General features: G+C 71.3%; 16 protein-coding genes and 1 riboswitch. Of the genes, 3 read left to right on the top strand and 13 right to left on the bottom strand.

Translation table 11 applies throughout. The features are described from left to right. Positions 1 to 11 precede the first annotated feature (11 nt). The 6 genes from ribH to EVS81_RS07710 form a co-directional block, all read right to left on the bottom strand. A complete protein-coding gene (ribH, locus tag EVS81_RS07735) occupies positions 12 to 512 on the bottom strand; it encodes a 6,7-dimethyl-8-ribityllumazine synthase (protein ID WP_130109868.1) in 501 nt (166 codons plus the stop codon). Positions 513 to 739: 227 nt separating this feature from the next. Next, a complete protein-coding gene (ribB, locus tag EVS81_RS07730; RefSeq protein WP_130109867.1) occupies positions 740 to 2,038 on the bottom strand; it encodes a 3,4-dihydroxy-2-butanone-4-phosphate synthase in 1,299 nt (432 codons plus the stop codon). Then, the gene (locus tag EVS81_RS07725) at positions 2,035 to 2,700 is read right to left on the bottom strand and encodes a riboflavin synthase (protein WP_130109866.1); all 666 of its coding nucleotides are present in this window, start codon (positions 2,698 to 2,700) and stop codon (positions 2,035 to 2,037) included. Before EVS81_RS07725 ends, ribB begins: the two co-directional genes overlap by 4 nt. 3 nt (positions 2,701 to 2,703) lie before the next feature. Then, positions 2,704 to 3,882, bottom strand: coding sequence for a bifunctional diaminohydroxyphosphoribosylaminopyrimidine deaminase/5-amino-6-(5-phosphoribosylamino)uracil reductase RibD (locus EVS81_RS07720; protein ID WP_130109865.1), 1,179 nt, complete (start codon positions 3,880 to 3,882; stop codon positions 2,704 to 2,706). 64 nt (positions 3,883 to 3,946) lie between these two features. Beyond that, a riboswitch (FMN riboswitch) is annotated at positions 3,947 to 4,091 on the bottom strand. An 81-nt stretch (positions 4,092 to 4,172) separates the two neighbouring features. Next, complete coding sequence (locus tag EVS81_RS07715) at positions 4,173 to 4,886, bottom strand: DUF1345 domain-containing protein (protein ID WP_130109864.1); 714 nt, start codon at positions 4,884 to 4,886, stop codon at positions 4,173 to 4,175. 34 nt (positions 4,887 to 4,920) lie between these two features. Further along, complete coding sequence (locus EVS81_RS07710; protein ID WP_130109863.1) at positions 4,921 to 7,152, bottom strand: bifunctional lysylphosphatidylglycerol flippase/synthetase MprF; 2,232 nt, start codon at positions 7,150 to 7,152, stop codon at positions 4,921 to 4,923. 179 nt (positions 7,153 to 7,331) lie between these two features. Here EVS81_RS07710 and EVS81_RS07705 point away from each other — a divergent pair, with 179 nt between their 5' ends. Continuing rightward, positions 7,332 to 8,369, top strand: a complete 1,038-nt coding sequence (locus tag EVS81_RS07705; protein ID WP_130109862.1) for an alcohol dehydrogenase catalytic domain-containing protein — start codon at positions 7,332 to 7,334, stop codon at positions 8,367 to 8,369. A gap of 33 nt (positions 8,370 to 8,402) precedes the next feature. Here the strand turns inward: EVS81_RS07705 and trpS are convergent, their stop codons facing one another. The 6 genes from trpS to lysA all read right to left on the bottom strand — a co-directional run bounded on the left by trpS (position 8,403) and on the right by lysA (position 14,625). After that, on the bottom strand, positions 8,403 to 9,425 hold the full coding sequence (gene trpS, locus EVS81_RS07700) for a tryptophan--tRNA ligase (RefSeq protein ID WP_130109861.1): 1,023 nt from the start codon (positions 9,423 to 9,425) through the stop codon (positions 8,403 to 8,405). A gap of 219 nt (positions 9,426 to 9,644) precedes the next feature. Then, the gene (locus EVS81_RS07695; protein WP_130109860.1) at positions 9,645 to 10,508 is read right to left on the bottom strand and encodes an exodeoxyribonuclease III; all 864 of its coding nucleotides are present in this window, start codon (positions 10,506 to 10,508) and stop codon (positions 9,645 to 9,647) included. 84 nt (positions 10,509 to 10,592) lie between these two features. Then, on the bottom strand, positions 10,593 to 11,369 hold the full coding sequence (locus EVS81_RS07690) for an amino acid ABC transporter ATP-binding protein (RefSeq protein WP_130109859.1): 777 nt from the start codon (positions 11,367 to 11,369) through the stop codon (positions 10,593 to 10,595). Beyond that, a complete protein-coding gene (locus tag EVS81_RS07685) occupies positions 11,362 to 12,324 on the bottom strand; it encodes an amino acid ABC transporter permease (protein ID WP_130109858.1) in 963 nt (320 codons plus the stop codon). The genes EVS81_RS07690 and EVS81_RS07685 overlap by 8 nt, the downstream gene beginning before the upstream one ends. A 5-nt stretch (positions 12,325 to 12,329) precedes the next feature. Next, positions 12,330 to 13,265, bottom strand: a complete 936-nt coding sequence (locus tag EVS81_RS07680) for an ABC transporter substrate-binding protein (RefSeq protein ID WP_130109857.1) — start codon at positions 13,263 to 13,265, stop codon at positions 12,330 to 12,332. 61 nt (positions 13,266 to 13,326) lie between these two features. Continuing rightward, complete coding sequence (gene lysA / locus EVS81_RS07675) at positions 13,327 to 14,625, bottom strand: diaminopimelate decarboxylase (protein ID WP_130109856.1); 1,299 nt, start codon at positions 14,623 to 14,625, stop codon at positions 13,327 to 13,329. A gap of 82 nt (positions 14,626 to 14,707) precedes the next feature. On the opposite strand from lysA, the gene EVS81_RS07670 reads away from it, so the two are divergent. After that, a complete protein-coding gene (locus EVS81_RS07670) occupies positions 14,708 to 16,312 on the top strand; it encodes a PucR family transcriptional regulator (protein ID WP_130109855.1) in 1,605 nt (534 codons plus the stop codon). Positions 16,313 to 16,377: 65 nt separating this feature from the next. On the opposite strand, the gene EVS81_RS07665 is transcribed toward EVS81_RS07670, so the two are convergent. Beyond that, on the bottom strand, positions 16,378 to 17,256 hold the full coding sequence (locus EVS81_RS07665) for an exodeoxyribonuclease III (RefSeq protein WP_130109854.1): 879 nt from the start codon (positions 17,254 to 17,256) through the stop codon (positions 16,378 to 16,380). Between the two features lie 192 nt (positions 17,257 to 17,448). On the opposite strand from EVS81_RS07665, the gene EVS81_RS07660 reads away from it, so the two are divergent. Next, a complete protein-coding gene (locus tag EVS81_RS07660; RefSeq protein ID WP_130109853.1) occupies positions 17,449 to 20,088 on the top strand; it encodes a helix-turn-helix transcriptional regulator in 2,640 nt (879 codons plus the stop codon). The last annotated feature ends 63 nt before the right edge of the window (positions 20,089 to 20,151 follow it).

The raw sequence follows: 20,151 nt of genomic DNA, 5'->3' as shown, positions 1-20,151 counted from the left end.
GGTGAGCCGCGTCAGGCGAGCCCGGTCTCGCGGATGCCGCGCACGGTCACCGCGAGGTGCAGCGCCGCCTCCGCGGCCTCCCGCCCCTTCGACTCGGGCGCACCCGGTCGACCCGAGCGATCCAGCGCCTGCTGCTCGGTGTCGGTGGTGAGCACACCGAAGCCGACGGGCTTGCCGGTGTCGAGCTGCACGCGGGTGAGCCCATCGGTCACGGCGCTGCAGACGTACTCGAAGTGGGGGGTGCCGCCCCGGATGATCACGCCGAGGCACACCGCGGCGTCGAAGCCGCCCCCGCCCTCGTTCGCGGGGCTCAGCGCCGCCTGCGCGGCCAGGGGCAGCTCGAACGCTCCCGCGACCCGGAACAACTCGACGTCGGCGCCCGCGCCGGCGAGCGTCTCGCGTGCGCCCTCGACCAGCGACGTCATGATCTCTTCGTGCCAGCTGCCCGCGAGCAGGGCGATCCGCAGCCCGCTCGCATCGACGGCCAGGTCAGGTGCTCCGGCTCCGCTCATGGTGACTGCTCCTTCATCTCAGGTGTTGGTGGTGTGGTCGGTGGTGGATCCTGCGACTCGCAAGCTCGCGCAGGATGACCGGAGGGCTCACGCAGGATGACCGGAGGGCTCGCGCAGGATGACGGGAGGGCTCGCGCAGGATGACGGGAGGGCTCGCGCAGGATGACGGGAGGGCTCGCGCAGGATGACGGGAGGGCTCGCGCAGGATGACCGGAGGGCGGAGGATCTCAGGCACCACGCACGTCGCCCGGCAGCTCGTGCCCCATGCGATCGCGCTTCGCCGCGAGATAGCCGATGTTCTGCTCGGTCACGCCGACGAGCAGCGGGACGCGCTCGGTGATCTCGATGCCGTGGTCGCGCAGCTGGGCGACCTTGTCGGGGTTGTTCGTGAGCAGGCGCACACGGTCGACCCCGAGGTCGGCGAGGATCTCCGCGGCAGCCGAGTAGTCGCGCGCGTCGGCCGGCAGGCCGAGTTGCAGGTTGGCATCGAGTGTGTCGAGCCCCTGCTCCTGCAGCTGGTAGGCGCGCAGCTTGTTGGCGAGCCCGATGCCGCGGCCCTCATGCCCGCGCAGGTATATGACGATCCCGCCGCGCTCGTTGACGAGCCGCAGCGCGGCATCGAGCTGGGGTCCGCACTCGCACTTGAGCGAGCCGAAGGCCTCGCCGGTGATGCACTCCGAGTGCACCCGCACGAGGGCCTCGGGCCCAGGCATCGTTCCCTCCGGCGTTTCGGCGACCAGCGCGATGTGATCGACGCCGATGCGCCGATCGCGGTAGGCGAGGGCGCGAAACTCGCCGTGGACGGTGGGGAGCAGCGTGTTGGCCCGCAGGCTCACGCTGCGGTGCGGCTGCACCGGCTGGTCGGTCGCCGCGTCGTCGGAGGTGGGGGCCGCGGGCTCATGCTCGTTGAGGTATGCGATGAGTCGCTCGATGGTCGTGACGGGCACGTTCTCGCGCCGCCCGAGCTCGATCAGCTCGGGCAGGCGCATCATCTCGCCGTCGTCGGCCACGATCTCGGCGATCACCGCGACCGGGCGCAGACCGGCAAGGCGCATGAGTTCGACACTCGCCTCGGTGTGCCCGTCGCGAGCGCGCACACCGCCGTCGACGGCCCGCAGCGGCAGCACGTGCCCGGGGCGGCGCACGTCGCCCGGCACCGCGGCGGCGCCGGCGAGTGCCCGTACCGTCGCCGCGCGGTCGCTTGCGCTGATCCCGGTGGTCACACCGTGCGCGGCATCGACCGTCACGGTGTATGCGGTTCCGCGCACGTCCTCGTTCGTCTCGACCATCACGGGGAGGTCGAGCTGATCGGCGATCTGGTTCGTCATCGGAGCGCAGAGCAGACCCGACGAGCGCTGCACGGTCCAGGCGATGGTCTCGGCGGTCGCGAGCTCGGCGGAGAGGATCACGTCGCCCTCGTTCTCGCGATCCTCGTTGTCGGCGACGATGACGGGGCGCCCGGCCTTGATCGCGGCGACGGCCTCCTCGATGGTGGAGATGCCAGGGGTGGTGCTGGGATCACTCATGACGGGTTCCCTTCGGTGGTGGGGACGGAGTTCTCGGAGACGGCGCCCAGGCGCAGCATGCGGGCGACGTGGCGCGCGAGGATGTCGGTCTCGACGTTGACGCGTTGGCCGGGCCGCAGGGCGCCGAGCGTGGTGGCGCTGAGCGTCTCGGGGATCAGCGAGACCTCGAACCACTGCTGCGGATCCTGCTCCCCGGCGATCGCCGAGACCGTGAGCGAGACGCCCGACAGCGTGATGGAGCCCTTGTCGACGAGCAGCGGCGCCAGCGCGGCGGGGAGCGAGAATCGCAGCGTGCGCCAGGCCTCGTGCGGCGTCACCGACAGCAGCTCGGCCGTGCCGTCGACGTGCCCCTGCACGATGTGGCCGCCGAGCCGGGTGTCGACCCGCACGGCCCGCTCGAGGTTGACGGCGCTGCCGGGCTGCAGCTCGCCGAGCGTCGACATGCGGATCGACTGCCGCATGACGTCGGCGGTGAAGGCGCCGCGGCCGTCGGGGGTCTCGCTGCGGTCGATCACGGTGAGGCAGACGCCCGAGACGCAGATCGAGGCGCCGTGCGCGGCGTCCGACGTGACGGTCGGGCCCGCGATCGTGAGACGCAGCGAGTCGTCGACCGTGTCGACGGCGACGATCTCGCCGATCTCCTCGATGAGTCCGGTGAACATGGATCAGCCCTCCTCGGGTGTGGGGTCGGGATCGGTGACGATGATGGCCTTGATGAGCAGGTCGGCGCCGATCTGCACGGTGCGCGAGACGCGCAGCCGCGCGATCCCGCTCATGCTCTCGATGCCCAGGTCGCCGAGCGCGAGGCGCGGGCCGCCGAGCAGCGCCGGGGCGAGATAGACGAGGATCTCGTCGACGAGCCCCGCCGCGATGAACGAGCTCGCGATGGCGGGGCCGCCCTCGACGAAGAGCCGGCGAAAGCCCCGAGCGTGCAACTCTGCGAGGTCGGCGGTGAGGTCGTCGCCGGTCAGGCGGAGGGGACTCGCGAGGCCGCGGGCCGCGAGCGCGGGGTGCTGCAGCACGCGGGCGCCGTCGGGGATAGGGCGATGGCCCATCACCACCGGGACCGGCTGCTCCTGCGCCGGAACGAGCAGGCCGCCGTGTTCGGCTCGGGCCGTGAGCGCCGGGTCGTCGGCGATGAGGGTGCCGGTGCCCACGAGGATCGTGTCGGCTTCGGCGCGACGCCGGTGCACGTCGGCCCGGGCGTCGACGCCGGTGATCCACTGGCTCGAGCCGTCGGCCGCCGCGGCACGGCCGTCGAGCGTCTGCGCCCACTTCACCGTGACGTGCGGGCGGCCAGGCGCGTGAAGCAAAGCATCGCTTTGCGTGCCGATACCGCCGAGCGCGTCCTCGCGCTCAGCTGACGTGCGGAGCACGGAAGAAGCTGTCGATGACGTCTGCCGCGCGAGCCACGGCCCAAGCACTGCTCGGGCCTCCCCGGGTAGCACACCCCCGCGCACCTCGACGCCCGCGGCTCGCAGCGTGGCTGCGCCGCCCCCGGCCTCGGCCCCGGGATCCGAGAGGGCATAGGCGACCGCGCCGATGCCCGCCTCGACCAGCGCACGCGCGCAGGGCCCGGTGCGCCCCGTGTGGTTGCAGGGCTCGAGCGAGACGACCGCGGTGAGCTCGGCCGTGCGCGAGCGCCAGGCCTCCGGCAGCTGCTGCAGCGCGTCGATCTCGGCGTGCGGGGTGCCGGAGCCTCGGTGCCAGCCCTCGGCGACGATGCGGCCGTCGGGATCGAGCAGCACGCAGCCCACCTGCGGGTTGGGATCGTCGGCAGGACCGCGGCGGGACACGGTGAGGGCGCGACGCATCGCGTCTTCGACTCGCGCCAGCTCGATCATCCCGTTCGCCGTTCTTTGATCCTGCGTCCGGGGGTGCTGCGACGGACGCCGGCGTGCGCGGGCGTCCGTGTTCCTCTCATCCAGACTCGACCGCGACTCGCGTCACGGCCATCACTGTCGGCACCGGAGTTCCACCGGTTCGGCCTCGCAGGTGCGAGGTTCGCGGGCTGTACCGCCGGTTCGGATTCTCACCGACCCCGGAACATGTCTCTACTGTATCTCGTTTGGCCGGACGGCGAACCCGGGATGTCGTGCTGTGACGGCTCGAGCCGCACCGTCGGCGCTCGCGGTCACTCGAACAGGTCGGCGAGGAGCGAGCCGTTGGCGATCACGTTCATCGTGAGCACGATGATGAGGGCGTTGAAGAAGAACGCGAGCGTCGTGTGCCAGACGACGGTCCAGCGCATGTGGGTGTGCACCACCTTCACGTCTGACACGGAGAAGGTGGTCGCGTTGGTGAACGCGAAGTAGGCGAAGTCGACGAGACGCGGCTCGTCGGTGCCGGGGAACTCGAGAGGTGGGCGGGACGCGCGGTGGTATCGGGAGAAGTAGATGCGTGCGTATCCCCAGTTGAACAGCACCCACGAGAGCAGCATCGCCCACACCGCACTGAGCTCGAGGAACGCGTTGTGGATGTCGCGGCCGAGGCTCGAGATGAGATCGAGGGCCACGGTCAGTCCGAGGAGGCTCGCGCCGAACGTCAGCACCATCGAGAGCAGCCGGGTGAGCGGGTGCCCCACGAGCAGCCGCGTGGCCGCGGGATCCGGGGTGTCGATGCGCACCAGCACGTTGAGCCAGAGCAGCGTGAGCCCGAGATACAGGCTGGCGACGATGCACCACCCGAACAGGATGAAGGCCTCGTCTTCGTCGACCTGGCCGTCGTCGCCCCAGATGATCAGCGCGCCGAGCCACACGAGCACGAGCTGCAGGAGCAGGCCGAGGATCTCGCCGCCGATGCTCATCACGGCGCCGGTCGTGGACCGGAATGCGCTCAGCCTGGACATGATTCCCACTGTAGGCGGTATCGGCGGTCGACGATCAGTCGCCGCGTCCCACCGAGGCCGCCGACGCGACGAGATCGCGCAGCGAGGCGTCGGGCAGATACGCGCGGGTGAGGGCGATGCCGATGCGCGGCAGATCGCCCTCGTCGCGGTAGAGCAGGTGCAGCGACTCGTGGCGCGGGTTGAACTTCTGCTTGAAGCGGTGCAGCGAAGCGAAGCCGTAGAGGGGCTCGATGAGCCCGCCGAGCTGTTCGAGCACCTGATCGACGGGGCCGGCCTCGGCCTGCTCGGGGCGCACAAGGGGGGCGCCGGAGAGCGAGACGAAGTCGTAGCCCTCTGCTGAGAAGTGCTGCGCCGACGCGGCGATGAGGAACTCCATGACGGGGCCGAAACCGCCGTCCCTGCGCCGCATGAGGTCGAGCGTCCACCCCGCGATGCGGGGCTCGCCGCCGGCGCTCGCGTCTGCGCTCGCGTCGGGGCCGCCGGCCCCGGCCCCGGCTCCGTTCGCTCCGTCGGAACCGTCGTGCGCGTAGACCGGCAGCCAGGAGGTGATCCCGTGCAGGTTGCCCTCGCCGTCGACGGCGATGCCGACACGGGTCTCGGGATCCAGCGCCTCGTCCACCGTGCCCAGGGTGAACCGCATCTCGGGGAGCCCCTTGTCGCCGCTCCACTGCTCGGAGATCGCGCGTACCTGGGCCAGCACGTTCCACGGCTCGTCGGCCAGGCGCACCATGCGGAACTCGATGCCCTCCCGGCCGGCCCGGTTCATCGCCGTGCGCACCGCGCCCCAAGCCTTGCCGGTGAAGGCGAGGCCCGGGAGGTCGACGATCGTGTCCTCGGCGACGACCACCGAGCGCCAGCCGGGCGGGCGGGCCGCGGCGGCGGCCTCGCTCGCAGAGAAGACGCAGGGGATCAGCCCGGCGTGCTGCGCCAGTCGGCCGAACTCGGAGAGCGCGCTCGCGCGCGACGCCCCCGGCACGATGGGATCGCCCAGCATCACCGCGACGCCGGCGTGCGACTGGTAGGCGATCGCGCCCTCGCCGGGGGCGGCGATCCGCGTGTTCCCGTCCCAGGTGGTCATCCACGAGATCGTGCCGCCGCCGAAGCGGCGGAGCCGCCCGATCAGCTGCTCGCGCGTGAGCGGCTCGGCCTGCAGCGCGCGGCGCGAGGCGCGCAGGCGCACCCGCCAGGCGCTGCGTCCCAGGATCAGCAGCAGCATCGTGGCCGCCCAGAAGAACGTCGGGGCGACGAGGAGGCCGAGCACATCGGTCGGCGAGTCGAGCGCCCCGACCTCGACGAGCAGCGGCAGCAGCGCCAGGACGAGCACGCCCGCGCTCACGTTGAAGGCGGCGAGCGCGATCGCCGCGATCCACGCGATCCGGTAGCCCTGTCGGATCCCGTTGGCGATGAGCAGGATGATCACCAGGTCGATGGCCACGTCGACCATCGAGGCGGTGGGGTCGTTGCTGCCGAGCGGGCCGTCGTAGGGCACGACCAGGTCGAGCACCTGCACGGCGCCCACGGTGACCAGTGCGGCGAGCCCTATGAGGCGCCACTCGCGCTGGCTCGGGCGGCCCGCCGGGTGCCGGAATGCGGGCAGCCAGCCGCTCGCGGCGAGCGCCGCCACCATCGCCACGGCGTGCTCGAGATCGTGCAGCTGCCCCAGGTAGAGCACCGAGATGCCCACCCACACCGCGATCGCGATGCGGGCTCGCAGCCGCCACGGGGCGGGCAGTGTGGCGATCGCGAACACCAGCGCCGTGAGCGCGCCGCACGACGGCCCCACGTCGAGGGTCTCCGAGAGGCGCACGGCCCAGGGCCAGCCGCCCTGGGCCACGAGGGCGAGGATCCCGGCGGCCCCGAGCACCCCGACCACATGGCCCGCGGCGAAGAGGCCCGCGGCGCGCAGCGCGCCGAAGCGCCACTCGGCCCAGCCGAGGCCGCCGATCACCAGCGGCAGGAGCGTCAGGTAGACGAACGGGTGGTCCACGAAGAAGGGCGAGGTGAGCAGCGTCCACCAGCGTCCCTCGGCGAAGGCCGGCAACCCCGTCGCGACCTGCGGGTACCACGTCTGCTCGGATGCGGGGGCGAGCAGCGTGCCGGTGACGGCTCCGACGACGAGCATGGCGAGCACGAAGGAGACGGTGACGGGCAGCCGCCGCAGCACGGCGAGCGCCCGCGCGGGCCGGCGCGCTGGCGCCGCGGTCTGCGTGGTCTCGGCGGTCTGCGTGGTCTCGGCGGTCCGGGTGCTGACGGCGTCGTCGGTCATGGACCCAGTCTAAGGATTTGCGCGCCGGGCGGCGACGGCGGGCGAGATGAACGCCGTGCCAACGCGTCGCGACGACCCCTAGCGGGCTCGTGCAACGGAGGTACGCTGGAGGTGAGGACGCCGATCCGACGCCCTGACGAACCGTGGCCGTGCGCCGCGCGGCCGGAACAGGAGAAGTGATGCGCGCAGTGACCTACGTGAAGAACGACACGGTCGAGATCCAGGACAAGCCGGTTCCCGAGATCGAACCGGACGAGGTGCTGCTGAAGGTCGGGGGCGCGGGCCTCTGCCACTCCGACATCACCATCATCGGCATGGGCGACGACAACCCGCTGATCGGCAGCACCCTCGGCCACGAGGTGGCGGGCACGATCGAGCGGGTCGGCGACGACGTGACCGGGTGGGAGCCGGGCGAGGGCGCGATCGTCGCGCTGATCCTCTGCTGCGGGCGGTGCCGGGAGTGCCTGGCGGGGCGTGACAACCAGTGCGAGGTCTTCTACCCGCGCGACGCGCTCGCACCGCTCTCTCCGGGGATCGGCAGCCCGGGCGGCATGGCCGACTACATCGCGGTGCAGGCCCACCACCTGCTGCCGCTCGGCGGGCTCGACCCCGTCGCCGCGGCGCCGCTCGCAGACGCGGCGCTGACCCCCATGCACGCCATTAACACGGTGCGGGATCGGATGACAGGCGATGCCACGGTCGTCACGATCGGGCTCGGCGGGCTCGGGCACCTGGCGCTGCAGATCCTCGCCGTGACCACCGGCGCTCGGATCATCGCGCTCGACACCGATGCTGAGAAGCTGGCCTTCGCCGAGGCGCACGGAGCCGATCTCGCACTGCCGAGCGACGCGAACGCGGCCGCCCGCATCATGGAGGAGACCGGGGGCGTCGGCGCCGACGTGGTGCTCGACTTCGTCGGCGTGCAGCCCACCGTCGATCTGGCGCTCGCCGTCGTGCGGGGCGGCGGCGCGATCCGCTTCGTCGGGCTCGGCGGCGGCCACTTCGACTACGCGGCATCGGCGAGCGAGCTGCCCTGGGGCGTCAACATCGAGCGCGCCTACGGCGGCACGCGGTCCGAGCTGCTCGAAGTGCTCGGGCTCGCACGGGCCGGCAAGATCGCGGTCGAGGTGGTGCGCTACCCGCTCGACGATGCGGTGCAGGCGTTCGACGATCTGCACCACGGCCGCGTGCAGGGGCGCGCGGTGCTGGTGCCCTAGGGTCCGGGGCGAGTCGACACCCGGGATCCCGAGCTAGCGGATGAGGCCGATCCGCTCGTAGACCAGGTCGAGCGTGCGGTTCGCGACCTCGTTCGCGCGGTCGGCCGCCGTGGCCAGCAGCCGGTCGAGCTCGGCCGGATCGGCGAGCAGCTCCTCCGTGCGCGCGCGCACCGGGGCCAGGCTCTCCTCGACCACCTCGACGAGGCCCTTCTTCAGGTCGCCGTACCCGCGGCCAGCGTACTCCTCGACCACCGATTCGATCGTGCGCCCCGACAGCACCGAGTAGATGGTGAGCAGATTCGACACCCCGGGCTTCGCCTCGCGATCGAAGCGGATCTCGCCGTCGGCGTCGGTGACGGCGCGCATGATCTTCTTCTTCGTCACGTTGGTCGGATCCAGCACCTTGATGAGCCCGGCCTCGGTCTCGGCCGACTTCGACATCTTGGCCGTCGGCTCCTGCAGGTCGTAGACCTTCGCGGTGCCCTTCGAGATCTGCGCCTCGGGCACCACGAAGGTCTCGCCGAAGCGCGAGTTGAAGCGCGTCGCGAGATCGCGGGTCAGCTCGACGTGCTGGCGCTGATCCTCGCCCACCGGCACGCTCGCCGCCTGGTACAGCAGGATGTCGGCGGCCATCAGGACCGGGTAGGTGAAGAGCCCGACCGAGGCGGCGTCGGCGCCCTGCTTCTGCGACTTGTCCTTGAACTGCGTCATGCGGCCGGCCTCGCCGAAGCCGGTGATCGTGTTGAGCACCCAGGCCAGCTCGGCGTGCGCCGGCACCTGCGACTGCACGAACAGCGTGGACTTCTGCGGATCGATGCCCGCAGCGATGTACTGGGCCGCGGTGCGGCGCGTGCGGGCCACGAGGTCGGCCGGATCCTGCGGCACCGTGATCGCGTGCAGGTTGACCACGCAGAAGAAGGCGTCGTAGTCCTCCTGCATCTGCGTCCACTGGCTCAGCGCGCCGATGTAGTTGCCGAGCTGCAGCGAGTCGCTGGAGGGCTGCATGCCCGAGAAGAGGATGGGCTTGGACGGGGTGGTGAGGGAACTGTCGGTCATGGGTGCTTTCGCTTCTCTGTCATCCTGCAGTCGCGCAGCGGATCGCAGGATCTCTGTCTTCGAGTATGGATCCTGCGACTCCGCGCAGGATGACGGGGTGGGGGAGTGCGTCTCGCGACGTTTGCGGGAGGAACGCGGGGGTCATGCTTCCTCCGTGTTTCGCACGTCGGCCGGCCGCAGGGGCGCGACCGGCGTCGGCGCGCACAGCGATGCTGTGCCCTATGCGCCGTGCCGGTAGTCGACGATGACGGGCGCGTGGTCCGACCATCGCTCGGCGTACGAGGCCGCGCGGTCGATCGTGTAGTGCTCCACCCGCTCGGCGAGCGCGGGGGTGACCACGTGGTAGTCGATGCGCCAGCCGGTATCGTTGTCGAACGCCTGGCCGCGGTTCGACCACCACGTGTAGGGGCCGTCGACGTCGCCGTGGAAGCGGCGGCCCACGTCGACCCACCCGAGGCCGGGGCCCTCGGTGCCGTCGACGCCCAGCACCGCCTCTCCCCGCGGGCCGAAGAAGCGGTCGAAGTAGGCGCGCTCTCTGGGCAGGAAGCCGGATCGCTTCACGTTGCCCCGCCAGTTCTTGATGTCGAACTCGCGGTGGCCCACGTTGAAGTCGCCCACGATGGCCACGAGCTCGCGCTCGTCGGCGAGCTCGTTCATGCGGGCGCCCATCGCGTCGAGGAAGGCCCACTTCGCGTCTTGGCGGGGGGTGTCGACCTCGCCGGAGTGCGTGTAGTTGCTGATCACGGTGAAGGGGGATCCGCCCAGCTCGAAGTCGGCCTCGAGCCAGCGGCCCGACGACTGGATGCTCTCCTGCGCGTCCAGCGCGCCGAGCCCCGCCCGGTGCGCGACAGCGGGCTCCCGGCTCGCGATCGCGACGCCGGCGCGGCCCTTGATCTGGCAGGGATCGTGCAGGATGTGCCACCCGTCGCCGAGCAGATCGAGCAGGTGCGAGTCGTCGGCGCGCACCTCCTGCAGCGCGAGCACATCGACGTCGCGGTGCTCGAGCCAGTCGCCCATGCCCTTGCGGAACGCGGCACGGATGCCGTTGACGTTGACGGAGGCCACGCGCAGAGAGTCAGACATGCCGACCAGTCTAGTTCGGTCTCCCGAACGGGGGCGGCGCTCGCCGCCGTTGCCGACGACGAGCGCCGCCCCATCGCCGGCCGGCTACAGCACGCTGTGCAGGAAGCCGCGGGTACGGGTGTGCTGCGGGTCGTCGATCACGGACGCCGGGGGGCCGGCCTCCACCACCACGCCGCCGTCCATGAAGACGACCTGGTCGGCCACCTCGCGCGCGAAGCCGATCTCGTGCGTCACCACGATCATCGTCATGCCCTCGTTCGCGAGTTCCTTCATCACGTCGAGCACCTCGCCCACCAGCTCGGGGTCGAGCGCCGAGGTGGGCTCGTCGAACAGCATGAGCTTGGGCTTCATGGCGAGCGCCCGGGCGATCGCGATGCGCTGCTGCTGGCCGCCCGACAGCTGCGCGGGGTAGTGATCGGCCCAGGCGTCGAGGCCCACGCGGCGGAGCAGGACGCGCGCCTCCGCGACCGCGTCGGCGCGGGAGCGCTTCGACACGACCATGGGCGCCTCGATGATGTTCTCGAGCGCGGTCTTGTGCGGGAAGAGGTTGAAGCGCTGGAAGACCATGCCGATCGAGCGCCGCTGCTTCGCCACCTCCCGCGGGTGCATCTCGCGCAGCTGGGAGCCGTGATCCCGGTAGCCCACGATCTCGCCGTCGACCGAGATGCGGCCGCCGTCGATGCTCTCGAGGTGGTTGATGCAGCGCAGCAGGGTCGACTTGCCCGAGCCGGAGGGCCCGAGCAGCACGGTCACCTGGCCGGCGTGCACGTCCATCGAGATCCCCTGCAGCACCTCGAGGCTGCCGAAGTGCTTGCGCACCCCGCGCAGCTGCACGAGCGCGGTGTCGCTGAGCTCAGTCATGTCGCTCCCCCTTCTTCCTGCCCTGGAACTGCACGGTGATCGCGCCGGTCATCTCGCGGGCCTTCTGAAACGCCGAGGTCGGCGCGTTGCGCTCGATCCCGCGGCCAAAGTACCGCTCGAGATAGTGCTGCGGGATCGACAGGATCGAGACGATCACCAGGTACCAGATGCTCACGACGATCAGCAGCTCGACCTGCTTGAGGTTCTGGGCCGAGATCTGGGTGGCCCGCGTGTAGACCTCCATGACCGCGATGAGCGAGAGCAGCGACGTGTTCTTGATCATCGAGATGAGCTCGTTGCCGAGCGGCGGGATGATGACGCGCATCGCCTGCGGCAGGAGGATCCGCACGAACGTGTCGAACGGGCTCATGCCGAGCGAGGCGGCCGCCTCCTTCTGCCCCGCATCGACGGAGAGCATTCCCGAGCGCACGATCTCGGCGGAGTAGGCGGCCTCGTTGAGCGTCAGCGCGATGATGCCCGCCACGAATGCGGTCAGCAGCAGGTTGGTGTCGACCTGCCAGAAGACGATGTCGGTGAACGGGATCCCCAGCGTGATCTTCTCGAAGATGAGGCCGAAGTAGCCCCAGATGACGATCTGCACGAGCAGCGGGGTGCCGCGGAAGAGCCAGACGTAGAACGAGGAGAACGCCACGGCCACCGGATTGCCCGAGAGCCGCATGGCCGCGAGGATCACCGCGAGCACGGTCGAGATGACCATCGAGATCGCGGTGATGAGCAGCGTCACTCCGACGCCGGACACGATCTCGGGGTTGAAGAGGTACTGGCCGACCACCGCGTAGTCGATGTTCTCGTTCGTCCACAGGGCCTGGACGAACCAGGCGGCGAAGAGGATCAGGACGATCGCCCAGATCCACCGTCCGGGCCGCCGGAGCGGCCGGGCTTCGATGTCGAAGCTCCGATCCCGCTCCGGCGCCGTGACCGTCGATGCGCTCATGGCGATTACTCGCCCGCCAGCGATGCGCCGTTGACGATCGCCTCTTCGGTCGCGAAGCTGCCGAGCCCGTGCGACTCGAGGATGTCCTGGTAGACCCCCTCGTCGATGAGGGCCTGGAGCGCGAGACGCAGCGCCTCGGTCAGCTCCGTGTTCTCCTTGAGCGTGCCGATGCCGGTGTAGACGGGGTTGACGCCGGCCGGGTGCTCGGGATCCTCGACCATCTCGAAGTCCTTCCCGTCGCCCGCGGTGGCGACGGTGTACGCCGCCACCGGCGCGTCGACCGGGTACGCGACCACGCGGCCGGCCTTCAGCGCCGTCTGCGGATCCTGGGCCGTCGGCAGCTGCTGGATCGTGAGTCGGCCCTTGCCCTCGGCGGAGCAGGTCTCCGAGAGCTCGTTCAGCAGCTCGAGCTGCGCGCTCGCCTTCTGCACGGCGACCGGGTGGCCGCAGAGATCCTCGAGGCCCGCGATGCCCTCGGGGTTGCCCGCCTTGACCACGATCGTGAAGCCGGCGTAGATCTCCTCGACGAAGTTGAGCGTCTTCTCGCGCTCGATGGTGTCGTTCATACCCGACATGATCACGTCGAACTTCTTGGCCTGGAGCGCGGGGATCACGGTCTCGAACGCCTGATGCGAGAGCTCGATCTCGACGCCGAGCTTCTCGCCGAGCGCCTGGGCGAGATCAGGGTCGAGCCCGGTCTGCTCGTCGCCGTCGAGCAGGATGAACGGCGGGTAGGGGATGCCCGCCGCGGCTCGGATGACACCGGCCTCGCGGATCGAGTCGGGCAGCGCGGCAGCTGCGGCCTCGTCGATGCCCGAGGTGAGCTGCTGAGCGGGCGCATCGCCCTCTGCGGAGGCCGCATCGCCTCCGCCCGAGCACGCGGTGAGGCCGAGCATCGCGGCGAGCGCGGCGGCGGCGGAGACCTGAACGAGTTTCTTCATGGGTGTTTCCTCTTCCTCGGGGAATGTTCGTGTACGGCGGACGGGTGGTCGGATGGTCGCGTCAGGACGCCCACGACTGCTGGGACGGCCCGACGTGGTGCCCCAGGAACTCGGCGTAGGTCTGCCGGCGCACCGCGAGGCGGCTCTCGCCCTCGCGGCAGAAGACGACGGCGGGCTTCAGCGCGCCGTTGTAGTTGTTCGAGAGCGTGTAGCCGTACGCCCCCGTTGCGGCGAGCACGATGGTATCGCCCGTCGCCGGCGCGGCCAGCTCTGCGCGGTCGACGAGCAGGTCGCCGGATTCGCACTGGCGCCCGACCAGTTGTGCGACGGTGTCGGGGCGGGTGCTCGCGCGGTCGGCCACGAGCGGGGTGAACTCCATGTCCATGAGCGCCACGTTGAGCTGGTCGGCGAGGCCGCCGTCGACGGCCACGAACGTGGCGCCCGTGCGCTTCACGTTGTTCACGCGGTAGGCCGTGACCCCGCTGCGCGCGACGAGGGAGCGCCCGGGCTCGATGATGAGGCGGCTGTGCGCGGGCAGCACGCAGGTTGCGGCCGCGGTGATCGCATCGAGGTAGGCGTCGAGGGTCGGGGCCGCGTGGCGCACGTGGTAGTCGACGCCGAGGCCGCCGCCGATGTTGTAGACGGGGAACTCGCCGAGCTCGCGCACCGCCTCGACCGCGCGCTCGAAGGGCTCCACCTCGAGCACCTGGGAGCCGATGTGCAGGTGCAGGCCCACGACGGTGATGAAGGGGTGGCCCTCGAGGCGCTCGATGAGCGCCTTCGCCTGCGGGATCGGGAGTCCGAACTTCGAGCGCTCGCCGCCCGTGGAGATCGCCCGGGGCACGCGCGGGTCGACGCCCGGGATGATCCGGATCAGCACATCCTGGGGTCGGGTGAGCAGCGCGTCGAGGCGCTCGACGTCGGCCTCGCCGTCGAGCACGATCGTGCCGATCCCGGCGTCGACCGCGAGCGCGAGCTCCTCCTCGCTCTTCGCGTTGCCGTGCAGGTGGATGAGCTCGGGCGGTGCGCCCGACTCGAGCGCGAGCAGCAGTTCGCCCGCCCCGGCCACGTCGATCGCGAGGCCCTCGGCGGCGGCGATGGCGTACGCGGCCAGCACGGGGAACGACTTGGACGCGAAGGCGACCTGGCTGTTGGGCCGGCGCGCCGCGAGCCCGTCGCGGTAGGCGCGCATGCGCTCCCGGAGGCCGAGCTCGTCGATGACGTAGAGCGGGGTGCCGTACTCCGCGGCGAGCTCGGGCAGCGCGCAGCCGCCGATCTCGAGCACGCCGTCTGTCCGCACGGATGCGTTCGGGGGGAAGATCCGCTCGAATCGGGGATCGTGAAACCCGGGTGCTGCCACTGTGTGCTCCTTCGCTGTCGTCCCTTTCGACTGTAGGGAGGCGCACGTGGCGATCTTTTATCGAAGCCGATAATCTTTGCGGGTGGAGTTATCGAATTCGCGAATCGATCTGTCCCACCCGATTTCCAACGGGCTCCCCATCGGCTCACTGGTGGAGCAGATGGGGCACGGGGTGCTCACCGTCGTGCACGCCGTGCCGCGGCCGGCGCCGATGCTCGGGATCGCCTACTACGACAGCGATCTCGGCGATCAGCAGCTGACGGGCCAGCTCGTCATGCTCACCGTGCACGCCGAGCTCGGGCCGGAGCGCCTGGACGCGCTCTGCGCCCGGCTCCGGGCGGCTCGGGCGAGCGGGATCGTCGCGCGCTCGGTGTTCGGGCCCGAGGGTGCCGGCCTCGTCGCGGCCTGCGCGCACCACGAGCTGCCGCTGCTCGGGCTGTCGCCCGCGGTCGGATGGCGCGAGTTCGACGCGCTCGTGAGCCGGCTCCTCGGCGAGCACGGCGCGGGCCTGCAGCTCGGCGCGAACTCGGGGGACCGCCTGTTCTCGCTGGCCAACTCGGTCGCGCAGGTGTTCAAGGGATCCGTGGCGATCGAGGATCATCGTCGCAACATCCTCGCCTACTCGGCCCTCCCCGGGCAGGCGATCGACAGCCTGCGCGCGAACGGCATCCTCACCCGGCGCACTCCGGACGGGCCGCTCAACGAGGTGCGCTACCGCCAGGTGTTCGCGGCGGACGGCATCTCGCGGTTCCCCGCGGAGGGCCAGTTCGCTCCGCGCGCCGCAGTGCCGCTGCGGGTGGGCAGCATTCCCCTGGGGTCGATCTGGGTGATCGACCCCGATGGCGACGACGTCGCCGCACCGCTCGCGCAGGAGAAGCAGGAGGCGCTGCGCACCGCTGCGGAGCTCGCGGCGGGCTATATCGTCGATGCGTGGCGCTTCGACCACGGCGACGAGCGCTCGAAGGAGACCGCGCTGCGCCGCCTCTTCGCCGGCACCCCCCAGGAGAACGACACGACGGTGCTCGGGATCCGTCCGGACCAGCCGTGCCTGGTGCTGGCGATCGACGCGGGGACGGCGGGCGAGGTGCGCGACGCCGACCTCAGCGAGCTGAGAACGGCCGTGGCGCGTCATCTCTCGGTCTACTTCCCCGGCAGCGTCTGCACGGTGATGGCGGGCAAAGCGGTCGCCCTGGTGCCGAGCGGATCGGCCGCGCCGGTGGTCCGGTCGCTCGAGCGGCTGCTTCCCGAGCTGCTGCGGATCGCGGGCACCGACTGCGCCGCCGGCGTGACGGAGCCGCGCCGCCCCAGCGCGTCGCTCGCGAGCGACTCCGAGCGCGCGGTGCGAGTCGCCGAGTGCGCTCGTTCACTGGGGCTTCCCGTCGCCACCCCCGAGGATGTGCGGCCGCAGCTCATTCTGCGAGCGTGCGCAGATGCGCTCGGGGCGACGGAGCTGCGGCTGCCCGAAGCCGAGCTCCTCCGGTCGGCCGAGGAGCGCGAGACGCGCGAGACGCTGCTCGCCTGGCTCGAGGAGCGCGGCAGCGCCCCGCGCGTGGCCGCGCGCCTCAACGTGCACGAGCAGACCGTGCGGTACCGGATCCGGCAGGCTGCGGCGCGCCTCGGTATCGATCTCGACGATCCGGATCGCACCCTCGCGCTCTGGCTCCTGCTGCGCGTCGAGGGGCGCTGAGCGGCCCGATCCGCGGGTCTCCCCTCGTCTCCGTGCGACGCCGGAGGGCGCAGGATCCGCAGCGGTCAGAACACCATGGGCCGGTCGTCCTCGTCCTCGAAGGTGTCGCCCAGCAGCGACGGGTCGATGTCGCACACCACCGGCACGTGGTCGCTCGGCGCGTCCCCCTTGCGCTCGTCGCGCGCGATCGCCGCCCCGGTGACGGCGTCGGCGAACGCGCGCGAGCCCATGATGAAGTCGATGCGCATGCCCTCGTTCTTCGGGAAGCGGCCCGCCTTGTAGTCCCAGAAGGTGTAGCCCTCGGGGACGATGGGCCGCACGACGTCCTCGACCGTCGGCGAGAACGAGGCGAACATCGCCCGTTCCTCGGGGGAGACGTGCGTCGACTCGCCCACGGTGAAGGACGGGTCGCCCATATCGCCCTCGAGGGGGGCGATGTTCCAGTCGCCCATCAGCGCGAGCGGCAGATCCGGGTCCTCGCCGAGCCAGGCCTCGGACTCGCGCCGCAGCGCCTCGAGCCACGCCAGCTTGTAGTCGAAGTGGGGGTCGCCGAGCGCGCGGCCGTTCGGCACGTAGAGACTCCACAGCCGCAGATCGCCCACCGTCACGCCGAGGGCGCGGGCCTCGACCGGCAGCCCGTTCGAACCGACGCTCTGCACCGCCTCCTGGCCCTTCACGGGAGCGCCGAATCCCGGGATTCCCGCGAAGGAGCGCGCGACGTCGGTCATCTCGTGGCGACTCGCGAAGGCCACGCCGTTCCACTGATTGAGCCCGTGGATCTCGAGCTCGTAGCCCGCCTGCGCGAACGCGTCGACCGGGAACTGCTCGGGCCGGCACTTGATCTCCTGCATGGCCAGCACATCGATGTCCTCGCGCACCATCCAGTCGACCACGCGGCCGAATCGAGTGCGGATCGAGTTGACGTTCCAGGTGGCGATGCGCATGGTCCCAGCGTAGTGGGACCGCGAAGGTCGCGCCCGACCTGGACATTCGATATCGGAGCACTGGACATTTGTCCAGGCAACACGCCGTGCATCTCTGGCTGATGTCTGGGAATCGCTTGCTATTTGGCGAGGTCGGGGCGAGAATCTGGCTGAGGGGGAGTGGGGGCAGAGGGAATGCGGGAGGGAAGCAGGATGCCTGTCGGGTCCCGTCGCGGGAGAGGCGATTCCCACGACGACCACGAACATCGGCAGCAGGCGGTCGACCCTGCTGCGCAGCGTCTCGAGCGCGTCATCGCCGCCGTCGACCGTCCGGCATCGATCACCGTGCTCATCGGCGAGTCGGGCAGTGGCAGGACACGACTGGCGGTCCGGGCCGCCGAGGCCGTGCGGGAGCGGCTCGGCGACGCCGACGTGATCGTGGTGGGCGCCGCCGCGCACGCGTCGGGCGACTCCGTCTCGGCCTCCACCGGCGACCCGGGTGGGCTCGAGGAGCACCGGGACCCGCCCGAGGGGGCGCCGAGGGTCCTCGAGCAGCTCGAACGCCGGGCCGAGGGACGTGAGCTGATCCTCGTCGTGCCGCACATCGACGGCTATGCGCCCGGCGATACCCGGAGCCTCGCCGCCCTCGCTGATGCGCGCCGCGCGCGCATCGTCGCCACCGCGAAGCACCTGACGAGCGAGGTGGAGCGTCTCTGCAACGGGCCGAACGGGCACCTGGTCTCGATCGGGCCGCTCGACCGCGCGGAGAGCGAGGCGTACCTCGTCTCCCTGCTCGGCGTGGAGCGGATCGAGGCCGAGACGCTGCACCGCTGGCACCAGGCGTCCGGCGGCAATCTCCATGCGCTCTCCGTCCTCGCGCTCGCGAGCGACCGGATGGGCGCGCTGCACCGCAGCCGCGGGGCCGCCTGGGTCTCCTCGGATGAAGACGTCGTGCCGGGCGACTTCGCCGATCTCCTCACCGAGTCGTGCAGCCGCGGCGAGCTCGACGTGCTCGAGACCATCGCGGTGGCCGAGCCGGTGGTCGAGACGTCGCTGCTGCGCGCGCTCGATGCGGCGTGCCTGTCGAGTCTGTTCGAACGGGGCCTCGTGGCGTCCCAGACCCACGAGGGCGCGCTCTCGCTCGTGCTCGGTCCTCCGCTGCTCGCCGCCTCGCTGCGCACGCGCATGTCTCCGGTGCGGCGGATCCAGCTCAACGATCGCATCTTCCGCGCGCTCGACGAGGATCGCGGCGGCGCGGATCCCACGCACCTGCCCGATCGCCTGATGCGCCTCGTCGCCTTCGGTCTGGAAGGCGGGAGGAGCATCCCGCTCTCCTGGCTGTGGACGGCGTTCGAGCTCACGGCGCGCAACGGCGGCCCCCGGGTCATTCTGCGCCTGGCGATGGCGACCGCCGTGCACCCGGATGCCGACGCGACGCAGGCCGGCGCCGCGGCGCTGCGCGCCTTCCGCATCGCGAGCCTGCTGGGCGACGACGTCGCGCTGCGCAGCACGATGCGCGTCATCGACGGCCTGCTCGACGCGGCCGATCGCGCGGGGGCACTCGGTACGCGACTGGGCATCTCCCTGCGCACCGCGCTGCTCCGCCAGCTCGTGTGGGACGGCGAGGAGCTCGGCCCGGCGCTGCGCGCGCTCGATCGCCTGGACCGGGAGGCCGACCTGGCAGAGGATCCCGTCGCCGCAGAGATGGTGCGCAGCACGCGAGTGCTCCTGCTCGCCTGCTCCGGCCGCATCCGCGACGCGGCCGAGACCGCGCCCGATCCCGAGCTGTCCGCCGATCTGGGAGTGGAGTGGGTGCGCTCCCCGGCGCGCGCCGTGCAGGCGCTGATCCTCGAGCAGCAGGGTGCGCTGCACAGCGCCGTGCAGTGCGCCGAGAGCGCTCGCCGCCTCAGCCGGCTCGGTGCCCGGTTCCGCACCGACCACATCGATCTGCAGGGCTTCTGCTGGCTGCTCGGCTACTGGGGCAGCGGCAGCAGTGAGACGGCGCGGCAGGTGCTCGACGAACTCGTCGCCGAGGCCTACGCCGACACCCACGCCGAGGCCCGCTACTCCGGGCTGGTCGAGGTGGGCGCCGTGCTGCTCGGCGTGCAGGAGGGGCGGTGGAGCGAGGTGGTCGAGAGCGGGGAGCGCCTGGTGGAGCGTTTCGCGCGCCGGGACCGCTACGGTCTGGAGCCGCTCGCGCAGGCCGCACTCGCGTTGGCGCTCGCGGTGCTCGGTGAGCGAGAGGCCGCGCTGCGGGCGATCCGGGCGGCGGACGCCCCGCGGCCCGGGATGGCTCGGGCGCTCGGCGGGCACGGGGCCGTACTCGCGCTGCGCGCCCGGCAGTGGCTGCGCTGCGCCGATGCGCTCGCGGAGGCCGAGCGCATCGCGGCCTGGGCGCGCGAGGAGGGGCTCGCGCTGATCGAGCTGCAGGCCCTGCACACGATCGCGTTCGAGACCCGGTCACCGTCCGACGAGCTCCGTGCGCGGGCCCGCAGCATCGCCGCGCGGATCGACCCCACGGTGGGCGGCGCCTTCGCCGCGCACATCGAGCGCATCGCCGCACCGCCCGGGGTGACCGCGGCAGACAGCGACGAGCCAGAAGTGCGGCTGCTCGCCGATCTCGGGGTGTGGCTGCCGTTGCCCCCGGCGCCCGGTCTCACGGCGCGCGAGCGGGAGGTCGCGCTGCTCGCGGCGCTCGGGCACTCCAGTCGCTTCATCGCGGAGCGCCTGTACATCTCGGTGCGCACCGTCGAGACGCACCTCTCGAACGTCTTCGCGAAGCTCGACGTCGAGAATCGCGACGAGCTGGGGCGCTGGGTGACGAGGCACCGCACGTCGCTCACCTCGGTCTGAGATCCGCTGCTCTTCCGCGCGCCGCAGAAGCGCGACGCTCTCCAAGGGGGCACACAGTAGCCT

Origin of the sequence: Leucobacter triazinivorans, assembly GCF_004208635.1 — a bacterium.
Lineage (GTDB): Bacteria > Actinomycetota > Actinomycetes > Actinomycetales > Microbacteriaceae > Leucobacter > Leucobacter triazinivorans.
The sequence above is the reverse complement of the archived record's forward strand: the minus strand, read 5'-3'. Positions and strand labels throughout refer to the sequence as shown.